The sequence below is a fragment of the Herminiimonas sp. KBW02 genome (assembly GCF_003852535.1).
GTDB lineage: Bacteria > Pseudomonadota > Gammaproteobacteria > Burkholderiales > Burkholderiaceae_D > Oxalicibacterium.
Genome location: NZ_QAJP01000002.1, coordinates 68564 through 92200, shown reverse-complemented (window position 1 = coordinate 92200; position 23637 = coordinate 68564). Strand labels below are relative to the sequence as shown.

Here is a 23637-nt window from a genome sequence, read left to right as displayed (position 1 = left end):
AAAATAAAAAATTAAAATATCTTATATAAGACATTGTTGCTCTGCGCAATATCGCCTATGATTAATTCAATGTTTTTTCTTGTCTTTGTTATTTCACGCATTTAACTGAGGAGAATCATCATGGCAGACCGCGAACAACAAATCGAAGCTCTCAAACGGGACTGGCAGGACAACCCACGCTGGAAGGGCGTGACCCGCAACTACACGGCAGAAGACGTCGTGCGCCTGCGTGGTTCGCTGCAGATTGAACACACCATCGCGCAACGTGGCGCCGACAAGCTGTGGGAGATGTGTAATAACGAACCCTTCGTCAATTCGCTGGGTGCGCTGACCGGCAATCAGGCGATGCAACAGGTTAAGGCCGGCTTGAAAGCGATTTACCTGTCGGGCTGGCAGGTTGCCGGTGATGCCAATGTCGCAGGTGAAATGTATCCGGATCAATCGCTGTATCCGGCCAATTCGGTGCCGCTGGTAGTCCGGCGCATCAACAACACCTTCCAGCGTGCCGACCAGATCCAGTGGTCGGAAGGTTCGGGCGATATCGATTTCTTTGCGCCTATCGTGGCAGATGCGGAAGCCGGCTTCGGTGGCGTGCTGAATGCCTATGAGTTGATGAAAGCGATGATAGACGCGGGTGCTGCCGGTGTGCACTTTGAAGATCAGCTGGCATCGGTCAAAAAATGCGGACACATGGGCGGCAAGGTGCTGGTGCCTACCCGTGAAGCAGTAGAAAAACTCAATGCGGCGCGCCTCGCTGCCGACGTCTGCGGCACACGCACGCTGGTGATTGCACGTACTGATGCGGAAGCGGCTGACTTGCTGACTTCGGACGTCGATGCCAACGACCAGCCTTTTCTCACTGGTGAACGCACGGTGGAAGGTTTCTACAAAACCCGTTCCGGTTTTGACCAGGCAGTCTCGCGTGGTCTCGCGTATGCACCGTATGTTGACATGCTGTGGTGCGAAACCGGTAAACCGGACCTGCAATTCGCCAAACAATTCGCTGACGCGATTCACGCCAAATTCCCCGGCAAGATGCTGGCCTATAACTGCTCGCCATCGTTCAACTGGAGAAAAAATCTCGACGACGCGACCATCGCCAAGTTCCAGAAAGAGCTGGGTGCGATGGGTTACAAATTCCAGTTCATCACGCTGGCTGGTTTCCATTCGCTGAACTATTCGATGTTCAACCTCGCGCACGGCTATGCCCGCAATCAAATGTCTGCTTTCGTCGAGTTGCAGGAAGCCGAGTTTGCAGCTGCGGACAAAGGTTTTACAGCCGTCAAGCATCAGCGTGAAGTCGGCACCGGTTATTTCGATGCGATTACCCAGGTCATCCAGCAAGGACAGTCCTCGACCACTGCCTTGCACGGTTCGACCGAAGACGAACAATTTTTTGACAGCAAGCTAGCCAAGGTTTGTATTGCAGGGCGTGCAGCTTAGCGTCTTGTAAAAGGAGGCCGCATCCGTGAGGGTGCGGTTAGTTTCAGTAGTAGCAGCGTAGACCATTACTGATTTAATTATACGGAGACAAGCATGACTGAGAGCACGATAGACATCCCGGCAGGAATAGAAATTGAAGGCGAATTCAAAGCAGACTACGAACAGGTGTTGACGCCTGAAGCGCTGGCGTTGGTCGTCAAACTGAGCCGTAGCTTTGAAGCACGCCGTCAGGAATTGCTGGCGATACGCGTCCAACGTGCCAAACGCATTGACGCCGGTGAGCGTCCTGACTTCCTGCCCGAAACAGCAGCAATCCGTGCTGCCGACTGGCGCATTGCACCGATCCCTGAAGCGCTGGCTTGTCGCCGGGTGGAAATTACCGGTCCGGTCGATCGCAAGATGGTAATCAATGCCTTCAATTCGGGGGCTGATGTGTACATGGCCGACTTTGAAGACGCAAATACGCCGAACTGGGAAAACCAGATCGAGGGCCAACTCAATCTGATCGACGCCGTACGCAAAACCATCGCCACCGAGCGCAACGGCAAGCAATACAAACTCAACGACAAGATCGCAACCCTGATGGTGCGCCCGCGCGGCTGGCATCTGGATGAAAAACATGTGCTGGTTGATGGCAAACGCGTGTCTGGCGGTATCTTCGACTTCGCGCTATTCATGTACCACAACGCGCATGAATTGCTGAAGCGAGGTTCCGGCCCGTTCTTCTATTTGCCTAAACTCGAATCGCATCTGGAAGCACGTCTGTGGAACGATATCTTCGTCATGACGCAACGTGAACTGGGTCTGCCACAAGGCACAATCAAGGCAACGGTGCTGATCGAAACCATCCTGGCTGCGTTCGAAATGGATGAAATCCTGTACGAACTGAAAGACCACAGTGCAGGTTTGAATGCCGGACGCTGGGACTACATCTTCTCGTGTATCAAAAAATTCCGCCTCGACAAAGACTTCTGTCTGGCCGATCGTGCCAAGGTTACGATGACGGTGCCTTTCATGCGTTCTTACGCCTTGCTGCTGCTGAAAACGTGTCATCGTCGCGGCGCGCATGCGATGGGTGGCATGGCCGCGCTGATCCCGATCAAAAATGATCCGGTCAAGAATGAGCTGGCGATGAATGCCGTACGGATAGACAAGGAACGTGATGCGGTAGACGGCTACGATGGTGGCTGGGTTGCGCATCCGGGTCTGGTTGATCTGGCTATGACGGAATTCAAAAAAGTTTTGGGCGACAAGCCTAACCAGATCAGCAAGCAGCGCGACGACGTGCATGCAACGGCAGCCGACTTGCTGGCCTTCCAGCCGGAAACGCCGATCACTGAAGCTGGTTTGCGCTACAACATCAACGTCGGTATTCACTACCTCGGCAGCTGGCTGGACGGTAATGGCTGCGTGCCTATCCATAACCTGATGGAAGACGCAGCGACGGCAGAAATCAGCCGCTCGCAAGTCTGGCAATGGATACGTTCGGGCAAAGGTGTGCTGGATGACGGCCGCAAAATCACTGCAGAGATGGTGCGTCCGATGATCCAGGAAGAGTTGTTGAAGGTGAAGCAGGACGCGCCGAACGGCAGCAGCCCCAGCTATGTGCGTGCGGCACAAATCTTCGAGGAAATGTCTACGGCAACTGCATTTGCAGAATTCCTGACGCTGCCTTTATATGAAGAGATTTAAAGCGAAGAAATCTGAGACGTAGAAATAATTGATGTGTCTGGGATAGCGCTGCATAGTGCCTTCTCTTTATCCGGAGTTGCCTCACAAGGCAACTCCGTTTTTTTTACAGGATCAGTGTTTTCAGCAGCAAACCGATCACGGCGCTGGCCGCGATGACGTGGATGACATTGCGCTTGTAACGCACTAGTGCGATAGCTGCGACGATAGCCATGCATGCAGCAATCCAGTCAAAGCTACCGGCAAATCCGGTCGGCCACAGCACATGGTAGGCGAAGAACACCGCCAGGTTCAGGATCACGCCGACGACTGCCGCGGTAATGCCAGTCAGCGGTGCGGTGAATTTCAGATTGCCATGCGTGGATTCAACCAGCGGGCCGCCCGCCAGGATGAAGATGAACGAGGGCAGGAAAGTGAACCAGGTCACCAGCACCGCCGCCGTGCTACCCGCAACAAACTGCAGGTCCGGGCCGAATACGGATTGCACATAAGCACCCACAAAGCCGACAAAAGCCACCACCATAATCAACGGGCCGGGATTGGCTTCACCCAGTGCCAGGCCATCTATCATTTGCGTCGGCGTCAGCCAGTTGTAATGACTGATCGCGCCCTGATAGATATATGGCAGCACCGCATAAGCACCGCCAAAGGTCAGTAATGCAGCCTTGGTAAAGAACCAGCCCATTTGTGTCAGCGTATGATCCCAGCCCAGTTTGAGGGTCAGGATAGCCATCGGAACGCACCACAATACAGCTCCGACCAGCAGGATTTTGATCAGCTTGGGCCAGCGGAACTGTGCATGTGCTGGTGTCGGCGTATCGTCGTCGATCAGGGCCGGGCCATATGATTTATCGGCTTGCTTGTGCGCGCCGCCAACCGTGAACTTGGCTGGCATATAACGGCCACCGAGGAAGCCTGCCAGTGCAGCTGTCGCGACGATGACGGGGAAGGGCACATTCATCGCAAATATCGCAACAAACGATGCGGCGGCGATTGCCCACATCCAGCCGTTCTTCAGGGCGCGGGAACCTATACGATGGACGGCGTGCACGACGACAGCTGTGATCGCCGGTTTGATGCCGTAAAACAGACCAGCGACCAATGGCACGTGACCGTAAGCGATATACAGCCAGGACAGCGTGATCAGGAAAAACAGCGAAGGCAGAACGAACAATACACCGGCGGCGATACCGCCCTTGGTTTTGTGCATCAGCCAGCCCATATAAGTGGCGAGTTGCTGTCCTTCCGGGCCGGGTAAGAGCATGCAGTAGTTGAGCGCATGCAGGAACCGCCGTTCACTGATCCAGCGTCTTTGCTCGACCAGTTCACGATGCATCAGGGAGATTTGTGCAGCAGGCCCACCGAAGCCTATGAAGCCTAATTTGAACCATAGTTTAAGTGCTATCCAGAACGGAACGTGGTCGGGACGTGAAGGTTCATCTGTATCCGGTAACGTAGTAGCGGTAATGTCGTTCATGCGGAAAGGTCCTGTTCAAAAGTGGTGAGCAGGCCATCGAAAATGCCTGATGCGATGGCGAGTAACTGGTCGTCATCGGTAATGGTTGACCGCACGCCTGCCAATGCGCGTTCGATGCCGCTGGCCTCTGGCGGCTGGATGCCGCCGACGTCGATAAAGTGCACGATGCCGCCCAAACGGGAGAGCGCAGGAGAGTCAAGGCCGAAGCTGGCTAACAGGGTTTCGAACGTTACTTTGGCACCGATATGTGTGAAGGTCGCGCCATCAAAATCGAATCCCAATGCGTCGGATGGACAGTCGCTGGCGGAGGCCAGCCATAGTATGCTTGCCTCGGGATCGATAAAGCGACGTATTAGCCATGCGCTTGCCAGTCTGTCCATCCACGGACGTGCGCGCGTGGCCCATATCCGGCCGCGATAATCGGCCGATGACAGGCGCGGTATTTCTCCTGCAACGAAATGTGGCTCATCCGGCGATGCACTGCGTAGCGCTGCCGTTTCCAAATCCTGCAGCAAGGCAGCCGTTTGTTTTTGCGCTTCGCCGGGAAAGAAATCTATCGTCGCCAGTTGTTCAAAGTTCTTACGTAGTTTGCGTGCCTGTTTGATGATGTCAGACGCTTTATCTTCTGCCAGCCTGGCCTGACACTGCGCTATGTCATGGGCTAACTCTGCGAATTCCGCCGCACGATCAAACAAGGCCAGGTATGCGTCGTCGTCCGTGCTGGTGTGTAATAAATGGGTAGTGCCACCATTGTTGTCGATATCGCTTGCGATATCGGATAGCGTCGCCTTGCAGGCATCCCGCTCTGGCAATACATACACGCCGTCACGCATGACTGCTGCGCCCGAAGTTTTCAGCGCGCGCCATGCACGCATGCGGGCGGTGGCATTGCCTGTGGGCAGAGTGAGTATCAGTAATAAGTATTTCATAATATGTATTGTAGTCTACATAAATGTAAATATCTCTACTATTTTTTCTTTGCCAGCGAGCAGGCCGTTTCCGGTTGGCATGTGCGACGCTGATAGTTCTTGTGAGCAGCGCGTGTTTAAATCGATAGTTATAAATTTAGTTGCATAGCGAATTAGTTTGATCTATGCTGCAGTCATGTTTGATCACTGCCTCTATTTCAATACGACAGCCCTTGCCCGCGTTCTCGAGCGCGAATGGACCAAGGCTTTCAAACCATTCGGTCTGACGCCGTCGCAGGCTTTCATGTTGCGTGCAGTATTGGCTCATCCGGGGATGTTGCAGAGCGAGCTTGCTGCTACTTTGGCTATCTCTCGTTCAACGGCGACCCGCACGCTGGATGGTTTGCAGCATGTGGGCTTGCTGCAAAGGGTGGCGACTGAGCGTGATGGCCGCGAGTCGGCGATCGAACCAAGTGCCGCAGGCGTCGCATTGAGAGAGCAACTGGATGCGGCCAGCGGAGAAGTAACCCGGCGCCTGAAGAAAGAGCTGGGCCCGGCGTATTTTGAAGAAACCGTTAGTAAAGTAAAAAAAGTCCGCTCAGTCATTGCCTGAGTTTTTTTAAATAAATAGTTGTATAGCAAACTAAAAAGGAGCTGAAAATGCCTATCCTGAACGTGAAAGTAAGCGCAGAAAAAACACCGGAACTGACCAGGCAAATCGCCGGGTTACTGCTGGATCTGACGACCCGTATCCTTAAAAAGAAACGCGAAGTCACGGCGATCGCCATTGATTACGTGAGCCACGATAGCTGGGTAGTCGGCGGCCATCTGTTGAGTGAACAAAAGAAGAACAGCTTTTACTTCGACATCAAGATTACAGATGAAACCAACACCAAGGATGAAAAGGCGTTGTACATCAGGGAAGCGTTTGCCGGTTTTGAGCGCATCCTGGGTAATCTGCATGAAGAAAGTTATATCTATGTGCAGGATGTGCGGGCGGCTTCATACGGCTATGGCGGTTATACGCAGGAGTATCGTTATCAGCATGGCTGAACGATGTGCAGGACGGGGTATTTTTCGGTTCAGGGTTTTGGCACATAATGGAGCTCTATTAAATTCCATGCGTGGTCGCCATGAAACTGGATCAACTTGATCACTTCGTCCTGACAGTCAAGGATATAGATCTGACGATTGCCTTTTATCAGCGCGTGCTGGGGATGGAAGTTGTGATTTTCGGGGCGGGGCGCAAGGCGCTGACTTTCGGTACCCAGAAAATCAATCTGCATCAGTACGGCAAGGAATTTGAACCGAAGGCCGAACATCCGACACCGGGTTCTGCTGATCTGTGCTTCATCACCAGTGTGCCACTGGATGACGTGCTGCAACATTTCAATCAATGCGGCGTGACTGTATTGGAAGGGCCGATACGTCGTACCGGCGCCACCGGCCCCATCCTGTCGCTCTATCTGCGCGATCCTGATTTCAATCTGATAGAGGTGTCGAATCGTATCGTCGATGCCGGATAGTGTTAACGCTTGAATAAAGCGGCGTCAGACACGAGTCAGCCTTATCAAGTATCCTCTCGGATTGTTTACATTTGCCTTTGCATAGTCAGGACTTGCAAAGGCTTTCTCTTTTTAGCCATGACTCACAAGATTACGCCATCGACTGTACTGCTGCTGACACTCGCGCCCATGATGTGGGCCGGGAATGCGATTGTTGGCCGTTCGGTGAATGCGATGGTGCCGCCGGTCACCTTGAATTTGCTGCGCTGGGCGATAGCGATGCTGATCCTGTTGCCGCTGGCGAGCTGGATTTTCCGTCGCAACAGTCCGTTCTGGAGTAACTGGCGACGCTTTTCCTTGTTGGGTCTGCTTGGCGTCGGCTTGTACAACACCCTGCAATACCTGGCGCTGCAGACTTCTTCTCCGATTAACGTCACGCTGGTTGCGGCCAGCATGCCGGTGTGGATGTTGCTGATAGGGACGCTGTTTTTTGGTGTACGTGTGTCGTTCAAGCAAGGCGTGGGCGCAGTGTTATCTATCGTCGGCGTGCTCATCGTGTTGAGCCGGGGTGAGTTGCGGCAACTGCTGGCCTTGCGTCTGGTGGCCGGTGATATTTTCATGATCATCGCCGCCATAGTCTGGTCTTTCTATAGCTGGTTGCTGACGCTGCCGAAAGACCCGGAAGAGATACGCAGCAACTGGGCTGCCTTCCTGCTGGCACAGGTCGCTTTCGGCGTGGCCTGGTCATGTATGTTTACCGCTGGCGAATGGGCGCTCGGCGATCTGCACATAGATTGGGGCTGGCCATTGATTGCGGCGCTGATCTTCGTCGCGATAGGCCCTGCCATCATCGCATTGCGTTGCTGGGGTATCGGTGTGCAAAGGGTAGGGCCGACGGTAGCCGGTTTCTTCAGCAACCTGACTCCGTTATTCGCCGCATTGATGTCATCGGCTTTCCTTGGCGAGATGCCGCATTTTTATCACGGCATTGCCTTCATACTGATTGTCGGCGGGATTGTCGTTTCTTCACGTCGCTGATGCAAATTCGCCAGGCAGAAGGTCTGACAAGTCAGTAGGGACATTATGTCCTAGGGCTTTATGTCCAATGTTGATCACTGTTCGCTTGTCATAGAATAAACCGACTTCGATTGAGATGTCATGCAGCGTTTTGCAGCTGTGTTCTTCATGATAGATAGTGTCAAGTAATCGCCTGGATATATTCAAAAGATGGATTGGGTTCTTATAATCTTCGTTGCCTTCAAGGCTGTCGTGCTCGCCACGGGTATGTTTTTTGCCATCAAGTGGCATTACGATCAGGGGAAGAAGGACCCTGAGAAGGCGAAGGAACGGCGCGCGGTGTTACGCGCCGGTGTCAAGGTAGTCGCCGTTTTCACAGTGGCAGTTCTGTGCCTGGTTCTCGTCACCTTCGTCCTTGGCAATAAGCTCGGTCTGGACTTGACCCTCCCATAATGGCAAAGAGTGGCCTGCCGTTATCCGGTGATGCGGCTATAGAGCAACGTCAGCAGTCGCATCATTGCACCTTCATGCTATTTGCATAGCCTTTAGTGTTCTCTCCGATAAGCATGGAGATAAGCGGCCTCGTTGCAGAGCGCTGACAACTCGATGCATCCAATCACATATCTCACCCATCGGTTGCAGTGCATCAAGCCACTTGTCGTACCGATAGCAGCACGAGTCTGACCACGAGCGGACGTACGATCAGGACACAAACGAATGCGACAGGCATCGCGAGTTTGTACGCCTGCCAGACGCGCATGCCGTAACCATCATGCACACCGGTACCAGCACCGACGATGACTAAGCACATCAGCATACCCATGATAGAAGACATATAAAAAGCAAAGACAAACGGGGTAAAGCGAGCGGGAACGCGCAAGGCGTTTATACGGCGGAAAAAGCTAAAAGGCATGAATTGACGGCTCTTGATTGCAAAGACCGTACTTTAGCCTTAAGAATCATAAGTAAGTAGTGGTTAATAGCTATATGTTTTATTAAGTTAAACTTATGACTGTTGATTACTTCACTATGAGAAAAGCAGTATGGACAGCTTCAAAGGCGTGGAATGCTTCGTCAAGGCGGTGGAAGAGGGAAGCATTGCCGGTGCAGGTCGCCGACTCGGCATATCGGCTGCCGCAGCCAGCCAGAATATTGCCCGGCTGGAGCAGCAGCTCAACACACGTTTGCTGGCGCGCACCACGCGGCAACTGGCATTAACGGAAAGCGGGCAGGTATATTTCCAGCGGGTGCAGGCCATCGTACGGGAACTGGAGCAAGCGCAGGCCGAGGTAGCGGATCTGCATGGGGTGCCGCAGGGCAAGCTGCGGATAGCTTGTTCTTCGGCCTTCGGCCGCATCGTGCTGGCGCCGCTGATCCCTGCATTTGCACGTGTATATCCGCGGTTGATGATAGAGCTGGTGCTGGCTGATCATTATGTCGATCACATCAGTGAAGACATAGACATCAGCATCCGCTTTGCCCAGCAAGTGGAGCCGGGTCTGGTCGCGCGGCACATCGCCTGCGTACCACTGCGACTGTGCGCTTCACCTTCCTATTTTGCACAACACGGCATACCGGACACGCCGGAGGCATTGCATGCGCATCAGTGTCTGCTGTTTCGCTCACATATGGATGGCCGCTTGCTGGGCTGGGGATTTTTTCGGAATGGCGTACGGTTTGAACCCCGTCTCAATCCCACCATGATCAGTAACGACATCGAATGCCTGGCGCGCTTCGCTCTGGACGGTGCAGGGATCGCGCGGCTAGGGGCATTTATTGCCGATCCATTGATAGCTCAGGGCCTGTTGCAACCCTTGTTTGAAGCCCGACAGAATGGCAGCAAAAAGGCGAACGCAGATACTGTGCTTGCTGATATTGAACCATTGAATCTTTATGCCTGCTACCAGGACAGGCGCGCTGCGAATGGCAAGCTGCGGCTATTGCTGGATTATCTGCAGCAAAGTATACCGCCGGAGTGGCGGCCATGATAATTGCATGACTTCTTATAGCCGACTGTTGGCTCTACGAGATGCAACATCTATATCGTGTCGGAGAGTGGATGCGAGTGTTTCGATGCGTATGGTTTAGAGCAACATTATGATTGCGCTTCGAAGACGGTAAAGTAAATTCTGTTGTCAGGTTGAATATCCATACAAAGTCTTGATTAGGATTTTGAGCAATGACTGGCTGCTCTAAATGCATTCGTTCTGACATGTCCGGTAAAAATCGGTGCGACAAACGCAGACGAAGCAAATAGTCGCACTGCCTAACTAGCCATCCTTGGGCTCATCTTCATCTGCTCCGGGCGGCGGAATATATTCAATATTTCCCAGAACCAGCGCACGACCGGCAAACAGGCCGCCAGTAGTCTCCAGTGCAAAACGTTCGGCATCGCGGCTACGTACCTCAGCTATCAAATCTTCCGCTTCCTGTGGCTCGGAGCCCAGCAGGATGACGGCTTGTCTGGCCATTTGCAGCGATGCTTCAAAGGTTTCGCGGACCACGAAGTCGGCATTGTGTTTGACCAGTTCGAGAGCATGTTCACGGTCGAAAGCACGTACTACGAGTTTGATATGCGGGCATTCCTGCCGCGCTGTTTCAACAATACGGGTGACGGCGTGTTTATCGTTGATACAGACCAGGATGACTGAAGCTTGTAATGCGCCTGCTGCATGCAGGATATCCGGGCGACCACCATCACCATAAAAAACCTTGAAGCCATAAGGCTCCACGGCGCGTATGACGTCCGGGTCGCTATCGATGATGGAAAGTTTCGCTCCCTTGGCCAGCGGACCCTGGCTGGCGATCTGGCCAACCCGGCCAAAGCCTATGATGAGGACGCTGGCTTGTACGTCCCTGGGTTCTTCTATTCCATCGAGTGAGGCTATTAATTTGCCGCCGAAGCGTTTGTGCAAGACCACGACCAGTGGTGTCAAGGCCATCGACAGCACGACGATGGCGGTAATGTTGGCATTGATTTCAGCGGAAATCACATTTAGCTTGAGTGCTTCGGTAAAAAGCACGAAGGCGAATTCACCGCCTTGCGCCATGAGGATGGCGCGGTCGATTGCTTCTGCATGATTGCTTTTGGCCAGACGTGCGACACAGTAGATACAAAAAGCCTTGGTGATCATGAGTGCCAATACGCCGGCAATGACCAGTTGCCAGTTTCTGGCGACGACATCCACATTCAATGCCATGCCGACGCCAAGGAAGAACAGGCCCAGCAACAAACCGCGGAACGGTTCTATGTCTGCTTCCAGCTGATGGCGGAAGGTCGATTCCGACAACAGTACGCCTGCCAGAAACGCTCCCATCGCCATCGACAATCCGCCCAACTCCATCAGTAGCGCGGCACCAAGCACCACCAGCAAGGCGGCGGCAGTCATGACTTCGCGTGCCTTTGCCTTGGCCAGTACACGGAACAGTGGATTAAGCAGCCAGATGCCGGCAGCTATCAATGCGCTTAAGGACAAGGCCGCGAAGATGATTTTTTGCGCAACCGGTGCGCCATGTGTGGCGGCGGCATCGGCTGGTGCCAGGAAGGCGACGATGGCCAGCAAAGGAACGATCAGCAAATCTTCAAACAATAAGATGGAAACGATGCGTTGTCCTGTGGGTGTTTGAATGTCGCCGCGTTCGCTGAGTACTTGCATCACGATGGCGGTTGACGTCAACACGAATCCTGCGCCAGCGATAAAGGATACTTGCCACGGGAAGCCGAAGGCGATGCCTACGCCTGTCAGCAAGACCGAACTCAGCACCACCTGCATGCTGCCCAGACCGAAAATCTGTCCGCGCAAGCTCCACAGATGCGACGGTTTCATTTCCAGGCCGATGATGAAGAGAAACATGACGACGCCCAGTTCTGCGACATGGATGATGGTCTGCGCATCGGACATCAGGCCCAAACCGGATGGTCCTATTGCCAGTCCGGCGGCCAGGTAGCCCAGGACGGAGCCCAGGCCTATGCGCTTGAACAGTGGCACGGCAACGACGGCAGCGCCGAGGAGAGTTACGATGCCTACCAGTTGGCTGGGGCTTCCTTCGATGGCCATAAAGTTTTCCTGATTCTGTGTGTGAAGCTCGAAGGGCGATGTTGTATGCAGGACGGCAAACAAAAAAGCCCGCGACCAAAAGGTAGCAGGCTTGATATGAGGGTTTCACCAGTCCTATAGTGGAAAGTGCAAAACCTGGCGCGAGTTGCCTCAACGCGAACTGATTATGCTCTTATTCGGAGAAATGTACAACGTTGATTTTGGGCACCACATTTCCCTGGATAATCTTGTCGTCTTGCCTATATTGGTAAGACGACATTTTTATTGATGAAATAAATCATTTGTAAATTTTCAGAAAATTATAGTTCATTAGTAAAATATATTGGAGTAAAATAAAGCACGGTCACAAGCTAACAGGTGTTTGCATCATGAATCGAAGAATTGCTTATTTGGGTATTGCCTGCATGACGGTGCTGCTGAGCGCCTGTGCTGATATGGGCAATATCAAGCCACAAGCGCAGCGCATGGATGCGAATACGCTGGGTAGTGGCTCGGCGATCAGCCAGTCCGCGGCCAACGATGCGGCGCTATGGCCGCAGCAGCAGTGGTGGCGTGCCTATGGTGATGCACAACTGGATGCGCTGATTGCTACAGCGCTGAGTGACAGCCCGAACCTGCACATCGCTGAAGCGCGCGTGCGTCAGGCGCAGTCGTATGCCGGTCTGGCCGAGTCGGCGACCTTGCCGAATGTCAGTGCATCGACATCGATGACGCGTCAATTATTCTCCGCACATGATTTCATTCCGCCACCAGAAGCCGGCAATTACGCCTGGTATAACCGCGTCGCGGTAGAAGCGACTTATGATCTTGACCTGTGGGGCAGGCATCGTCAGGAGCTGGCGGCAGCGCTGGATGAAGTAAAAGTATCTGCAGCTGAATCACAGATGGCGCGACTGGCGCTGGAAAACAATATCGTGCGCAGCTATGTGCAGCTGTCCCTGCAATATGCATTGAAGGATATCGCCGAAGACACCCTGTCGCATCGCGAAAAAGGTTTGCAGGTGATGCGCAAACGCCTGGCTGCAGGCCTGGCCACCGAGATGGATGTGACGCAGCTGGAAGCCGCGATTCCGCCCTTGCATATACAGATAGAGCAATACGACGAAGCCATCGTCGTGTTGCGTAATCAGCTTGCCGCATTTACCGGCAAAGGTCCGGCAGAAGGCGAGAAGATCAAGCGTCCGACGCTGGCGCTGGACAATAATGCCTGGTTGCGTTTGCCTGCAGTACTGCCAGCGGACCTGATCGGCCGTCGGCCTGACGTGGCAGCACGTCGCTGGGGTGTAGAAGCAGCTGGTAAACAAATCGAAGCGGCCAAGGCTGCGTTTTATCCCGACATCAACCTGATGGCCTTTATTGGCTTCCAGGGCATAGGCTTTTCGAATTTCCTCAAAGGCGATTCGGCTATACGCGGCATAGGACCAGCCATTTCACTACCGATTTTTGATGGTGGTCGCCTGCGCAGCAATCTGGGTGCACATACTGCGGCTTACGATATTGCCGTCGAGAGTTATAACGGCACCCTGATCCACGCGCTGGAAAGCGTGGCCAACACACTGGTCGTTGCACAATCATTGCAGCAACAGAAAACCCTGAACGATGGCGCACTGCTAACGGCGAGCAAGGCGCGTACGCTGGCCAGCAAGGGTTTTGCCGCCGGCATGACCGACTTCCTGGTATTGCTCAATAGCGAAGTTGCCTTGCTGACGCAGGAACAGCAACGTGCGCAAATCACTGCGCGCATGCTGGAAAGTCACGCCGCGCTGATGTTGGCATTGGGTGGTGGATATCAACCGGAACCGCAGTCGCAACAAACAAACAGCAACAAGGATAAGCCATGAGTAACTTTGACAGTACCGTACGTCGCATCGCGCGTTGTGGTGAACGCATGCCCGAACATCCCAAGCAATTGGTAACCCTGAGCCGTCTGGCGTATCACATCCAGAAGCGTACCCAGGATCAGTTGAATGCGGTGATGAAAGAACACGGCCTGACCAGCGTCAGCTACACCGCGCTGATGGTGCTCTATGGTTCGGATGAAGAAACGCAGCGCGCTTCGGATCTGGGTGATGCCTGCTCGGAAAAACCAGCCAATCTGACGCGCATTTGTAACGACCTCGAAAAGCAGGGTCTGATCAAACGTCGCTTCAGCCTGGAAGATCGTCGTAGTGTAGAGATATCGCTGACGACTGCAGGTCGCAAACGCGTCGAACAAGTGTCGCCGGATTACTGGGCCATCCTGCATCAGACCTATGAAGGCCTGACTGAAAAAGAACTGTCGCAGCAGGAAGCCATGCTCCGACGTCAACTCAGCAACCTGGAAGCAAGAAGTCCGGAATGAATAGCGCCGCCGAAGTCACTGCACCAGCCACGACGCCGGCACCACCTGCTGCATGGCACCGCCGTGCGCGTGTGATTGCGCAGGACTGGCTGGAGACGGAAGGTCAGCGTTGGGTCTTCGTGCTGAAAACCTTGCTGGCGGCTTTCCTCGCTTTATGGATCGCGTTCCGTCTCGGCTTTGATTCGCCACGCAGTGCGATGATGACGGTATTCATCGTGGCCTTGCCAAGTAGCGGCATGGCGCTGGAAAAAAGTATTTATCGCTTGTTAGGCACGCTGGTCGGTTGTGCCGCTGCGCTGACCCTGATTGCCTTGTTCCCGCAACAGGCAATGTTGCTCTTCATCGCACTCGCATTCTGGGTTGCCTTGTGTACCGCTGGTTCTGCCCTGATGCGCAATGCGCGTTCCTATGGTTTTGTGCTGGCCGGATATACCGCCTGCATGATCGCTGTGCCCGCTATCGATGCGCCGTTGCATGTGTTTAATCTTGCGGTGTCGCGTGTGACGGAAATTTCTTTGGGTATTCTGTGCGCGGCACTGGTGAACGATGCATTATTTCCCAGGCACCAGAGTGAACAATTGGTGCAGGCTGTGCGTCGCCTGTATCGCAATATTGCGCAGTTATGCAGCGATGCGATGCAAGGGCGCTTAAGCCCGGAGCAGCTGGAACGTTTGCACCTGCAATTTGCCACCGAAGTGGCCGCGCTGGAATCCGGTCGCGCCGCGGCTTTTTTTGAAGCTGGCGATATCCGTACCCGCAACCAGCAATTGCACGCGTTCAATGCGGCAGCGATGGTCGGCCTGACCACCTTCCATACCTTGCATCAATTGATGCAGCGCCTGCGCAATCGCGGCGATATGCTGGTGCCGGATGTGATGTTGCCTTTATACGATGCGTTCTCAAATGCCTTGCTGGTGACGAATATCCCGGCGCGTACCGCAGTCGAAGTCGGCGTTACCCGCGAAAAACTGAACGCCTTGCAGGCAGTCTTGCCGCAGATGATAGTCGAGGCGCGTGAGAATTTTCAGCGTCATGAATATAACGATGTGCAAAGGCTGAACCTGGATACGGCGCTGGAGCTGATGCAACGCTTCAGTGATGAGTTTTATCAGCTGGTAGTGATTTATCACGATCTGCCTAAACGCCTGTCGGAGCAGCCTGCGAAAAATGCCGGGCAGATCCTCAGCTACAGCGCGAAGACGCCACCCATGATTGCGCTGGCGGCAGGTTTGCGCAGTGCTGCGGCCTTGTTGCTGCTGACGCTGGCATGGCATGGGCTGAACTGGCCGAGTGCGGGTGGCGCGGTCATCATCACTGTGATTTTTTGCGGGCTCGCCGCATCGTCGCCTGATCCTGGCGACTTGATACGCCAGACCACGCTGGGCTTTGCCAGTGCGACGCCGTTTGCATTCTTTTGTGCCTTCTTCATGCTGAATCACGTCGAAGGTTACATGATGCTGGTATTGGCGATGTTGCCGTTCTTGCTGGTGGGTGCGTACATCAGTACCTGGCGCAAGGTGGCGGGTATCGGCATCGGCTTCAACCTGATGTTTGCGCAAATGATCGCGCCGGAAAACCTGATGCGCTTCGATGTGCTCAACTTCATCAATGACAGCATGGCGCAAGTCCTTGGTCTGATCCTCGCCGGTCTGATGTTTGCATTAATTCTGCCTGAACATAAACAGGGTTCGCGTCGCCATATCGCCGATTCCTTGTGGGGGGAGGCGCTGCGCCTGTGCATCAGCGATGCGGCCAACCTGCGTCATCATTTTGAAAGCCGGGTACGTGACTTGCTGAACCAATTGAGCATGAGCATACGCGGTACGGCAGACGCTGCCACGCGTCGTATCCTGAACCAGGCGATTACCTTGCTCGAAATCGGTCATGCCATTATCGATTTACGTGATTTGAGTGCGCGCCTGAAACCAGGCCATCCGGCGCGTGTCGCGAAAGAGAAATGCGTGGCCAGCCTGGCGGATTACTTCCGCAAGCCGCAAGCGCCGCAGCATGCACGCGCACTGGCAGAGACCCAGGCCGCAGGTGTGATGTTGCGCAGCCTGCTGCTGAATAAAGAGTCATTGCAGGCAAGCGAAGCGGCGCAATTGCAGCGTGCGCTGACCGACTTGCACCTGATCCACGCATCCTTGCTGGATCAGTCACTGAACGAATTTTCTACCGAAGCCGCATTGACGAACGGAGCAAACCATCATGCCGCGTGAGATTTCCATTTTTGGCGTATTGGCGCCATCGCTGCTGCTGGTCTTCCTGCTGGCAGTCGTCATCCACATTGGTGTGGACTGGCTGTGCGGCCACTTCGGCATTTATAAACATGTCTGGCATCGCTCGCTATTCCGCTTGTGCCTGCTGGTTTGCATATTCGGCGCACTCGCGCTTGTTATTTACTAGGGATCATCGCTATGCGTACCTCCGCTTATCTCCGCTACATCATCACAGGCGTCTTCCTGCTGCTGGCCATTTTGTTTGGCAAGTATTTGTGGGATGACAATATGTATTCGCCATGGACGCGTGACGGTCGCGTCAAGGCCAACATCATCCACATTGCACCTGATGTCTCTGGCATCGTGACCAGGGTCGAGGTGAAGGACAATCAGTTTGTGCACAAGGGCGATATCCTGTTCACTATTGACAAGAGCCGTTATGCACACGTGTTGACGCAAGCGGAAGCGACGCTGGCCGCGCAGCAGGCAGAGAAGGGGATGCGTAGCAAGGAAGCAGCACGTCGCAGCGGACTGGATTCTTCCATCGTCACCAGCGAAAATCGTGAAGCCGCGGCTTCGCTGTCATCGATAGCCGGAGCCAAGTACCAGGCAGCCGCCGCTGCACGTGATACTGCGCAATTGAATCTGGAGCGTACTGATGTGCGTGCGCCGGTCGATGGCTATGTCACCAATTTGCATGTATATGCAGGTGATTTTGCAACGGCTGGCGTCGCGCAACTGGCCGTTATCGACAGCAATTCCTACTATGTCAGTGGCTATTTTGAAGAAACCAAATTGCCTTACCTGAAGGTTAACGACAAGGTGGAAATACGTCTGATGAGTGGCGGTGCGACCTTGCAAGGTCATATCGAAAGTGTTTCCCGTGGCATTACTGATCGTGAAGCCAGCACCGGCCGTGAATTACTGGCCGATATCAATCCGACCTTTAACTGGGTACGCCTGGCGCAACGGGTGCCGGTGCGCATACGTATAGACGACCTGGATAAAGATCATCAACTGGTGGCGGGCATGACTTGTACCGTGATCGTCCAGCCGGGCAAGAAGTAAGCAGTCGTTCGTGGTGGTTTTTTCTGCGGATCTCTGATCCCGCCTCAGGTGGCGACGATGCCGTAAGGTATCGTGCGCCGCGCATCCTTCAGCGCGACTGCCCACCATTGCAGTTGCGCCAGCATCATCTCCATCGACTTTTCCGCACGCGTCGCCGCGTATAAACGACCCTGGTCGTCGAACTGCTCCCACGCATTGGCAAAGCTGACGCTGTTGCGCATGGTGGCGACATGCAGCTCTGTAAACACTTGTCGTAATTGTTCGACCGCACGCAAGCCGCCAGACACACCGCCATAAGAAACAAAAGCCAGTGGTTTGGCTTGCCATTCCCGCGATACAGAATCGATCAGGTGTTTGAGTGGTGCAGGGTAGCCATGGTTGTATTCAGGCGTGACCACGATAAAGGCATCGGCGCGTTCCAGGCATGTCCTGAGCACATGCAGATCCGGGTTCTGATCGCTCTGTGGCTGCAAGGACAGCTTGGCCGGATCGACGATTTCCAATGCGAATTCCTGATGCTTGCGGACTTGCGTGCTGGCCCAGTTCGCCACGATGTCGCAGTACCGTCCTTCGCGGATGCTGCCGTAAATCAGGACGAGATTGAGTTTTTCGCTAGACGTGCTTAATTCCCTGGTGGCTATGCTTGGTAGTAGTGCTGACATTGAACCTCCAAATGCTGTTGTTTTAGACGATGCGTCGGACAAGTGGCGCGCTGATAATATACTGTATATACATACAGTTAAAAAGAAATAATTACATCCCTTGTTCAACCTGCTGATGCAGGCATAAAGCGATGCCTGGCAGTGCATGGGGCTTGCGCAACGATGACGGCTTAGTGTAAAACCTCAACTTAACTTGAGGTCAAGAGGTCGCCATGAAAAAAATCCAGGATGGGAGTATTCACGCAGAACTGACAGTCGGAGAAGTCGCCGAGCGCAGTGGCGTGGCTGTGTCGGCCGTGCATTTCTATGAGGCGAAAGGCTTAATCAGCAGTCGTCGCAATGCAGGTAACCAGCGGCGTTATGCGCGTGATGTGTTGCGTCGGGTGGCGGTGATCAAGGTAGCGCAGCGCTCTGGCATTCCGCTGGCTTCGATCGCTACAGCGCTCGCCAGCTTGCCGCAAGGCCGGACGCCGACTATCAAGGATTGGGCACGATTGTCTGCGACCTGGCGCGCTGAGCTGGATGAGCGCATAGCGAAGATGATGCAGTTGCGTGATCAGTTGGATCAGTGCATAGGTTGCGGTTGCCTCTCGATAGAGCACTGCGGCTTGCGCAATCCGGGCGATCAATTGGCAGAGCAGGGAGCGGGACCGCATCTGCTGGACGATATAAAGGCGGGGTAAGAATAAAAACAATCGTTCTAAAAATAGGACGGTTAAGAGAGAAATTGCTATCTACCGGGCATTTTCCTTTGCAATTATTGTTCGTCTGTGGCCGGAATCAACCGTGCACAATTCAGACAAATTCGATAATTTAAAGGAGAAATAGCCATGTCCCAACCTTACACCCGTCTCGATAAAAACGATGTTGCCGTTCTATTGGTAGATCACCAGGCTGGTTTGTTATCGCTGGTGCGCGATATCGATCCGGACAAATTCAAGAACAATGTGCTGGCTCTGGCTGACCTTGCCAGCTACTTCAAACTGCCGACCATCCTGACCACCAGCTTCGAAGACGGCCCGAACGGCCCTCTGGTGCCGGAGCTGAAAGCGCAATTCCCGGATGCCCCCTACATCGCACGTCCTGGCCAGATCAATGCCTGGGATAACGAAGACTTCGTCAAGGCGATCAAGGCTACCGGCAAGAAGCAATTACTGATCGCTGGTGTGGTAACTGAAGTGTGCGTGGCATTTCCGGCTTTGTCTGCACTGGCCGAAGGTTATGAAGTGTTCGTCGTTACCGATGCTTCCGGCACCTTCAATGAAATGACGCGTGACGCAGCATGGGATCGCATGTCGCGAGCCGGGGCGCAATTGATGAGCTGGTTTGGTGTTGCCTGTGAACTGCACCGCGACTGGCGTAATGATGTGGAGGGCCTCGGAACTCTGTTCTCCAACCATATTCCTGACTATCGCAACCTGATCACCAGCTACAACACGCTGACCAAAGCGAAGTAAGCCTGGCAGAGATAGTTAAAGATAAAAGCCCATGTGACACATGGGCTTTTTGTTTATTTCATCAGCGCTATATTGAATGTGACCGTTCGATGACGTGTGCAGGCATTCAACATCTTGCACTAATTTTTTCACATGCCTGCCTAAATTCATCTGCCGGAAAAATTCGGCGCGCTAATATAGCGACTAAATATACAGCGCATGAAAGTATGGGTGACATGGAAGTCGAACTGAAACTATTTATCCATCCGCGAGATATCGCATCTTTCAAGAAGCATCCTTTGCTTAAGAAGTATGCACAGTCAGTGCCCGTGGTGCAGGAACAGGTCGGGATTTATTTTGATACCGATACCCATGAGTTGCGCAAATCTGATGCTGGTTTGCGGGTGCGACAAGCGGCCAAGGTCTGGACGCAAACCTTGAAAGCAGGTGGCGAGGTTGGCAGCGGCTTGCATCAGCGGCACGAATGGGAATCGGTCGTGCATCGCGCAGAGCCTGATCTGTATGCATTACGCAAGTTGATCGATGTGCGCGGCGCGTGGGATGACTTGCTCTCGTCGCCCAAATTTGTCGCCCGCCTGCATCCGATTTTTACGACTACGATTAGCCGGACGATCTGGCAATTGCAGCTGCCCAGCGGCAGTGAAATCGAATGCGTGCTGGATCAGGGCAATATCAGCCATGCAGATCGTCATGACGCGGTCAGTGAAATTGAGCTGGAGCTGAAATCCGGCAAGCCTGCGCATCTGTTTGATTTCGCATTGGCGTTGCTTAAGAAAGTACCTTTGCGCATAGAGAATCTCAGCAAGGCGGAGCGTGGATATATATTGCACGCGCAGGAAAAGCACGGCGCGGTGAAGGCTGGGAATTTGCAGTTGTCCAGAAAAATGACGATCAACCAGGCTTTCGAGGTTATCGTTGAAAACTGTTTCCGACAAATACAGGCGAACGCTCCCGGTGTAATTGCCGGGAACAGCATGGAACACCTGCATCAGATGCGCATAGGACTGCGCAGATTGCGCTCAGCTCTCAAGCTATTCCAGGAGTTGATTGTCTTGCCCGAGGAGTTGCAGCTGGAACTGGAATGGCTGTCTGATGCCATCAGTGCGGCGCGTGACTGGGATGTGCTGGCAAGCAAAACGCTGGAATCCATCAAGACCGAAGCGGTGGACAAGGAGCTGGCTGAGGTCAAAAAAGCTGCGCAGGAAAAAGCGGCTGCCTTGCACAAGCATGCTGCCGCAGCGGTCGGCTCGGTGCGCTACACCCGACTCGTATTGTCCTTCGCCCGTTGGCTGCTTGGCTCGGAGTGGCGTGAAACATTGCCGCAGTTGAAGGGTAAGGATTTGCGTAAACGCCTGAAAATGTTTTCGCAGGACATGCTGGAAAAAGACCAGCAACGTTTGAAAAAACGCGGTCGCCAGTTGAAAGATGCAGATGCCAGCACGCGCCACCGTGTACGCATAGCAGCGAAGAAGATGCGCTATAACACCGAATTCTTCCAGTCACTTTATCCGTCAAATGAGACAAAAGAGTATGTGGCCGCATTGGCGAATCTGCAGGATGGCCTGGGCTGGCTGAATGATGTCGCTGTAGGGGAAGAATTATTGCTGCAAATCGAAAAGGATCAATTCGGGCTGAGCGGGATTGGCGGCTTTATCCGCGGTTACCTTGCTGCGCGTGCAGAGGAAGATGAACGCAAAGTCAGGAAATTGTGGAAGAAGTTTAAAGCGAAGCAGTTACCCGGGTAGGCTGCGGCAGGGCGTAGATTAAAAATAATTTAAAAATATTTTCCTGACCCTGCCTCCAAATTGGTTTCCCGTGGGTAGTACCTGCATCAACCGGATTATCGCAATAGCGGTAGCTCTTGTTGGTCACACTTATCCACTACAAAAAGGAAACCATCATGAATAAGCTCCATTCCGTTGTCGTCCTGGCCGGTTTTGCCGCATTTTCCAGCGCATGGGCTGCGCCGTTTTCACAAGATGCACTTCCAGCAGCAGTTCAGGTTCCTGCAGGCAACAAGGTCGCACTGGAAACAGTAGGCGCCGGTGATATTACCTATGAATGCAAAGTCAAAAAAGACACGACAGACCAGCATGAATGGGTATTCGTTGGTCCTGACGCTGTCTTGTCGGATCGTAGCGGCAAGGCCGTAGGCAAATACTTTGGCCCACCAGCAACCTGGGAAAGCAATGATGGTTCGAAAATCACAGCTACCCAGCTGGCAGTCTCCCCTGGCGGCACTGGCAACATTCCGCTGCAACTGGTCAAGGCCAATCCTGCTATGGGTAACGGCGCAATGAGTGGCGTGACCTTCATCCAGCGCGTAGCGACCAAAGGCGGCGTAGCACCAGCTTCGGCTTGTGCCGCAGCCAATCTGGGCGCCAAGCAAATCGTCAAGTACCAGGCTGACTACATCTTCTGGAAAGCCATGTAATGTCATCCTTGCCCGTCACAATTGTCGGCGGGCAAAGTTGCAGCAGTTATAATCGGCTGACAAGACTGTTTGCAGCCGATTACTTACTGGCGTATTTATCCTTGAACGAAGACTCCTTTGATTACGATGCCGCCTTGCGGGCTTGTGCCCGCGGTGAGCAAGAAGCGCTACAGCAGATCTACCGGCAGGATGGCCAACGTCTGCTGGGCGTCGCCCTGCGTATCGTGCGGCAGCGGGCATTGGCAGAGGACGTGTTGCATGACGCCTTCGTCAATATCTGGCGCAAGGCGGGCAGTTTCGATGCGGCACGCGGTGCGGGACGTGGCTGGATACACAGCATAGTGCGGCACCAGGCGCTGAATCTGATGCGTGATCGTCAGCAGGAAATTTATACTGACGAGGACACGGTAGATGCACTGGATGCACAGCAGGGCGAGGATGCACATGATCCGTTTGAAACGCATGTCAATCTCGGCAAGCTGGATGACTGCCTGTCGCATCTGGATCAGGCTAAACGCAGTAGTCTGCTGTATGCATATGTCGACGGTTGTAGTCATCGCGAAATTGCGGAGCGCATGAAGTCGCCGGTAGGATCGGTCAAGGCGTGGATTAAACGAGGTTTGCTGGCGTTACGGGAGTGCATGGGATGAATGAATCGGATGACGAGTTGCAACAGCTCGCCGGTGAATATGTTCTCGGCACGCTGAACGCTGCGCAACGCAAGGAAGTGGAAGCTCGCCTGCCACGGGAAGACGCACTGCGTCATGCCGTCCAACAGTGGGAGCAGCGTCTGATGCCACTCACGGCTATCCCGGAGCCACAGGAATTGCCACCGCAGTTATGGCCACGTATTGCCGCCAGCATACGGCCGGCGACGCGCGCACTGGAGTCCGGCTGGGTCGGCTTGTGGAATAACGTACGTTTATGGCGCTTGCTCAGTGCCGGCAGCATGGCTGCCGCTGTCTTGCTGGCTGTGCTGATGGTGACACGTCCGGTCGCGACCGAAACCAAGTTCATGGTGGTGCTGGTCGATCCTAAAGGACAGACGCCGGGCTGGATAGTACAAGCCAAGCTGGGACAACAATTGCAGTTGCAACCATTGGGCAAGGAAGAGGTCCCTGCCAACAAGTCCTTGCAGTTCTGGACCAAGGGCGACGGCTGGAACGGTCCGGTATCGCTGGGCCTGGTCAGTCCAGGCAAGGATGCGACTTATACGCTGGATCATTTACCTCCTATGCAGGCGAACCAGCTCTTCGAAATCACCCTGGAGCCTGAAGCCGGTTCGCCTATAGGTCGTCCGACCGGACCTATCCTCTATATCGGTCGTGCCGTCAAACTGACGACTTGAAACGGTACTTG

The 23637-nt window shown here is 53.9% G+C and carries 24 protein-coding genes; 19 read left to right on the top strand and 5 right to left on the bottom strand.

What is annotated here, in order from left to right; genetic code table 11:
* The first annotated feature begins 120 nt into the window (after positions 1-120).
* Positions 121-1443, top strand: a complete 1323-nt coding sequence (gene aceA, locus DBR37_RS00965; protein ID WP_124572432.1) for an isocitrate lyase — start codon at positions 121-123, stop codon at positions 1441-1443.
* Positions 1444-1536: 93 nt separating this feature from the next.
* A complete protein-coding gene (gene aceB, locus DBR37_RS00960) occupies positions 1537-3135 on the top strand; it encodes a malate synthase A (protein WP_124572431.1) in 1599 nt (532 codons plus the stop codon).
* A 103-nt stretch (positions 3136-3238) separates the two neighbouring features.
* On the opposite strand, the gene chrA is transcribed toward aceB, so the two are convergent.
* Entirely contained in the window at positions 3239-4609 is a 1371-nt protein-coding gene (chrA, locus tag DBR37_RS00955; RefSeq protein WP_124572430.1) for a chromate efflux transporter, read from the bottom strand.
* Entirely contained in the window at positions 4606-5538 is a 933-nt protein-coding gene (locus DBR37_RS00950; RefSeq protein WP_199739004.1) for a chromate resistance protein ChrB domain-containing protein, read from the bottom strand. The genes chrA and DBR37_RS00950 overlap by 4 nt, the downstream gene beginning before the upstream one ends.
* Positions 5539-5713: 175 nt before the next feature.
* On the opposite strand from DBR37_RS00950, the gene DBR37_RS00945 reads away from it, so the two are divergent.
* From DBR37_RS00945 to DBR37_RS00925, 5 genes are all read left to right on the top strand, one after another.
* Positions 5714-6130: a MarR family winged helix-turn-helix transcriptional regulator gene (locus DBR37_RS00945; RefSeq protein WP_124572428.1), complete on the top strand. Its 417-nt coding sequence runs from the start codon at positions 5714-5716 to the stop codon at positions 6128-6130.
* A 47-nt stretch (positions 6131-6177) separates the two neighbouring features.
* Positions 6178-6570, top strand: a complete 393-nt coding sequence (locus DBR37_RS00940) for a 4-oxalocrotonate tautomerase family protein (protein ID WP_124572427.1) — start codon at positions 6178-6180, stop codon at positions 6568-6570.
* Between the two features lie 80 nt (positions 6571-6650).
* Positions 6651-7043, top strand: coding sequence for a VOC family protein (locus tag DBR37_RS00935; RefSeq protein WP_124572426.1), 393 nt, complete (start codon positions 6651-6653; stop codon positions 7041-7043).
* Positions 7044-7160: 117 nt separating this feature from the next.
* Entirely contained in the window at positions 7161-8060 is a 900-nt protein-coding gene (locus DBR37_RS00930) for a DMT family transporter (protein WP_124572425.1), read from the top strand.
* Positions 8061-8249: 189 nt separating this feature from the next.
* Positions 8250-8492, top strand: coding sequence for a hypothetical protein (locus DBR37_RS00925; protein ID WP_124572424.1), 243 nt, complete (start codon positions 8250-8252; stop codon positions 8490-8492).
* 193 nt (positions 8493-8685) lie between these two features.
* Here the strand turns inward: DBR37_RS00925 and DBR37_RS00920 are convergent, their stop codons facing one another.
* Positions 8686-8952 (bottom strand): DUF2798 domain-containing protein, encoded by a 267-nt coding sequence (locus DBR37_RS00920; RefSeq protein WP_124572423.1) that lies wholly within the window; start codon positions 8950-8952, stop codon positions 8686-8688.
* 130 nt (positions 8953-9082) lie between these two features.
* Here DBR37_RS00920 and DBR37_RS00915 point away from each other — a divergent pair, with 130 nt between their 5' ends.
* Positions 9083-10027, top strand: coding sequence for a LysR family transcriptional regulator (locus tag DBR37_RS00915; protein WP_124572422.1), 945 nt, complete (start codon positions 9083-9085; stop codon positions 10025-10027).
* Between the two features lie 282 nt (positions 10028-10309).
* Here the strand turns inward: DBR37_RS00915 and DBR37_RS00910 are convergent, their stop codons facing one another.
* On the bottom strand, positions 10310-12097 hold the full coding sequence (locus DBR37_RS00910) for a monovalent cation:proton antiporter-2 (CPA2) family protein (protein WP_124572421.1): 1788 nt from the start codon (positions 12095-12097) through the stop codon (positions 10310-10312).
* Positions 12098-12465: 368 nt separating this feature from the next.
* On the opposite strand from DBR37_RS00910, the gene DBR37_RS00905 reads away from it, so the two are divergent.
* From DBR37_RS00905 to DBR37_RS00885, 5 genes are read left to right on the top strand one after another with little or no spacing between them, the layout of a single operon-like run.
* Positions 12466-13938, top strand: a complete 1473-nt coding sequence (locus tag DBR37_RS00905; RefSeq protein ID WP_124572420.1) for an efflux transporter outer membrane subunit — start codon at positions 12466-12468, stop codon at positions 13936-13938.
* Positions 13935-14438 (top strand): MarR family winged helix-turn-helix transcriptional regulator, encoded by a 504-nt coding sequence (locus DBR37_RS00900; protein WP_124572419.1) that lies wholly within the window; start codon positions 13935-13937, stop codon positions 14436-14438. Before DBR37_RS00905 ends, DBR37_RS00900 begins: the two co-directional genes overlap by 4 nt.
* Positions 14435-16657 (top strand): FUSC family protein, encoded by a 2223-nt coding sequence (locus DBR37_RS00895; protein ID WP_124572418.1) that lies wholly within the window; start codon positions 14435-14437, stop codon positions 16655-16657. The genes DBR37_RS00900 and DBR37_RS00895 overlap by 4 nt, the downstream gene beginning before the upstream one ends.
* Complete coding sequence (locus tag DBR37_RS00890) at positions 16647-16844, top strand: DUF1656 domain-containing protein (RefSeq protein ID WP_012079785.1); 198 nt, start codon at positions 16647-16649, stop codon at positions 16842-16844. Before DBR37_RS00895 ends, DBR37_RS00890 begins: the two co-directional genes overlap by 11 nt.
* 11 nt (positions 16845-16855) lie before the next feature.
* Entirely contained in the window at positions 16856-17725 is an 870-nt protein-coding gene (locus tag DBR37_RS00885) for an HlyD family secretion protein (RefSeq protein ID WP_124572417.1), read from the top strand.
* 44 nt (positions 17726-17769) lie between these two features.
* On the opposite strand, the gene DBR37_RS00880 is transcribed toward DBR37_RS00885, so the two are convergent.
* Positions 17770-18387, bottom strand: coding sequence for an NADPH-dependent FMN reductase (locus DBR37_RS00880; protein WP_124572416.1), 618 nt, complete (start codon positions 18385-18387; stop codon positions 17770-17772).
* A gap of 212 nt (positions 18388-18599) precedes the next feature.
* On the opposite strand from DBR37_RS00880, the gene soxR reads away from it, so the two are divergent.
* The 6 genes from soxR (at position 18600) to DBR37_RS00850 (ending at position 23626) form a co-directional block, all read left to right on the top strand.
* Entirely contained in the window at positions 18600-19070 is a 471-nt protein-coding gene (soxR, locus tag DBR37_RS00875) for a redox-sensitive transcriptional activator SoxR (RefSeq protein ID WP_124572415.1), read from the top strand.
* Positions 19071-19217: 147 nt separating this feature from the next.
* Positions 19218-19844 carry an isochorismate family cysteine hydrolase YcaC gene (ycaC, locus tag DBR37_RS00870; protein ID WP_124572414.1) on the top strand — a complete coding sequence of 209 codons (627 nt, stop codon included), beginning with the start codon at positions 19218-19220 and terminating at the stop codon, positions 19842-19844.
* A 206-nt stretch (positions 19845-20050) separates the two neighbouring features.
* The gene (locus DBR37_RS00865) at positions 20051-21589 is read left to right on the top strand and encodes a CYTH and CHAD domain-containing protein (RefSeq protein WP_233588237.1); all 1539 of its coding nucleotides are present in this window, start codon (positions 20051-20053) and stop codon (positions 21587-21589) included.
* A gap of 155 nt (positions 21590-21744) precedes the next feature.
* Entirely contained in the window at positions 21745-22278 is a 534-nt protein-coding gene (locus DBR37_RS00860) for a DUF3455 domain-containing protein (RefSeq protein ID WP_124572413.1), read from the top strand.
* Positions 22278-22928, top strand: coding sequence for a sigma-70 family RNA polymerase sigma factor (locus DBR37_RS00855; RefSeq protein ID WP_124572412.1), 651 nt, complete (start codon positions 22278-22280; stop codon positions 22926-22928). Before DBR37_RS00860 ends, DBR37_RS00855 begins: the two co-directional genes overlap by 1 nt.
* Positions 22925-23626: an anti-sigma factor domain-containing protein gene (locus DBR37_RS00850; RefSeq protein WP_124572411.1), complete on the top strand. Its 702-nt coding sequence runs from the start codon at positions 22925-22927 to the stop codon at positions 23624-23626. The genes DBR37_RS00855 and DBR37_RS00850 overlap by 4 nt, the downstream gene beginning before the upstream one ends.
* The last annotated feature ends 11 nt before the right edge of the window (positions 23627-23637 follow it).

Excerpts from the sequence above, each read along its gene's own strand:
- aceA (WP_124572432.1), top strand. The coding sequence starts at position 121 with ATGGCAGACCGCGAACAACAAATCGAAGCTCTCAAACGGGACTGGCAG.
- aceB (WP_124572431.1), top strand. The coding sequence starts at position 1,537 with ATGACTGAGAGCACGATAGACATCCCGGCAGGAATAGAAATTGAAGGC.
- chrA (WP_124572430.1), bottom strand. The coding sequence starts at position 4,609 with ATGAACGACATTACCGCTACTACGTTACCGGATACAGATGAACCTTCA.
- DBR37_RS00950 (WP_199739004.1), bottom strand. The coding sequence starts at position 5,538 with ATGAAATACTTATTACTGATACTCACTCTGCCCACAGGCAATGCCACC.
- DBR37_RS00945 (WP_124572428.1), top strand. The coding sequence starts at position 5,714 with ATGTTTGATCACTGCCTCTATTTCAATACGACAGCCCTTGCCCGCGTT.
- DBR37_RS00940 (WP_124572427.1), top strand. The coding sequence starts at position 6,178 with ATGCCTATCCTGAACGTGAAAGTAAGCGCAGAAAAAACACCGGAACTG.
- DBR37_RS00935 (WP_124572426.1), top strand. The coding sequence starts at position 6,651 with ATGAAACTGGATCAACTTGATCACTTCGTCCTGACAGTCAAGGATATA.
- DBR37_RS00930 (WP_124572425.1), top strand. The coding sequence starts at position 7,161 with ATGACTCACAAGATTACGCCATCGACTGTACTGCTGCTGACACTCGCG.
- DBR37_RS00925 (WP_124572424.1), top strand. The coding sequence starts at position 8,250 with ATGGATTGGGTTCTTATAATCTTCGTTGCCTTCAAGGCTGTCGTGCTC.
- DBR37_RS00920 (WP_124572423.1), bottom strand. The coding sequence starts at position 8,952 with ATGCCTTTTAGCTTTTTCCGCCGTATAAACGCCTTGCGCGTTCCCGCT.
- DBR37_RS00915 (WP_124572422.1), top strand. The coding sequence starts at position 9,083 with ATGGACAGCTTCAAAGGCGTGGAATGCTTCGTCAAGGCGGTGGAAGAG.
- DBR37_RS00910 (WP_124572421.1), bottom strand. The coding sequence starts at position 12,097 with ATGGCCATCGAAGGAAGCCCCAGCCAACTGGTAGGCATCGTAACTCTC.
- DBR37_RS00905 (WP_124572420.1), top strand. The coding sequence starts at position 12,466 with ATGAATCGAAGAATTGCTTATTTGGGTATTGCCTGCATGACGGTGCTG.
- DBR37_RS00900 (WP_124572419.1), top strand. The coding sequence starts at position 13,935 with ATGAGTAACTTTGACAGTACCGTACGTCGCATCGCGCGTTGTGGTGAA.
- DBR37_RS00895 (WP_124572418.1), top strand. The coding sequence starts at position 14,435 with ATGAATAGCGCCGCCGAAGTCACTGCACCAGCCACGACGCCGGCACCA.
- DBR37_RS00890 (WP_012079785.1), top strand. The coding sequence starts at position 16,647 with ATGCCGCGTGAGATTTCCATTTTTGGCGTATTGGCGCCATCGCTGCTG.
- DBR37_RS00885 (WP_124572417.1), top strand. The coding sequence starts at position 16,856 with ATGCGTACCTCCGCTTATCTCCGCTACATCATCACAGGCGTCTTCCTG.
- DBR37_RS00880 (WP_124572416.1), bottom strand. The coding sequence starts at position 18,387 with ATGTCAGCACTACTACCAAGCATAGCCACCAGGGAATTAAGCACGTCT.
- soxR (WP_124572415.1), top strand. The coding sequence starts at position 18,600 with ATGAAAAAAATCCAGGATGGGAGTATTCACGCAGAACTGACAGTCGGA.
- ycaC (WP_124572414.1), top strand. The coding sequence starts at position 19,218 with ATGTCCCAACCTTACACCCGTCTCGATAAAAACGATGTTGCCGTTCTA.
- DBR37_RS00865 (WP_233588237.1), top strand. The coding sequence starts at position 20,051 with ATGGGTGACATGGAAGTCGAACTGAAACTATTTATCCATCCGCGAGAT.
- DBR37_RS00860 (WP_124572413.1), top strand. The coding sequence starts at position 21,745 with ATGAATAAGCTCCATTCCGTTGTCGTCCTGGCCGGTTTTGCCGCATTT.
- DBR37_RS00855 (WP_124572412.1), top strand. The coding sequence starts at position 22,278 with ATGTCATCCTTGCCCGTCACAATTGTCGGCGGGCAAAGTTGCAGCAGT.
- DBR37_RS00850 (WP_124572411.1), top strand. The coding sequence starts at position 22,925 with ATGAATGAATCGGATGACGAGTTGCAACAGCTCGCCGGTGAATATGTT.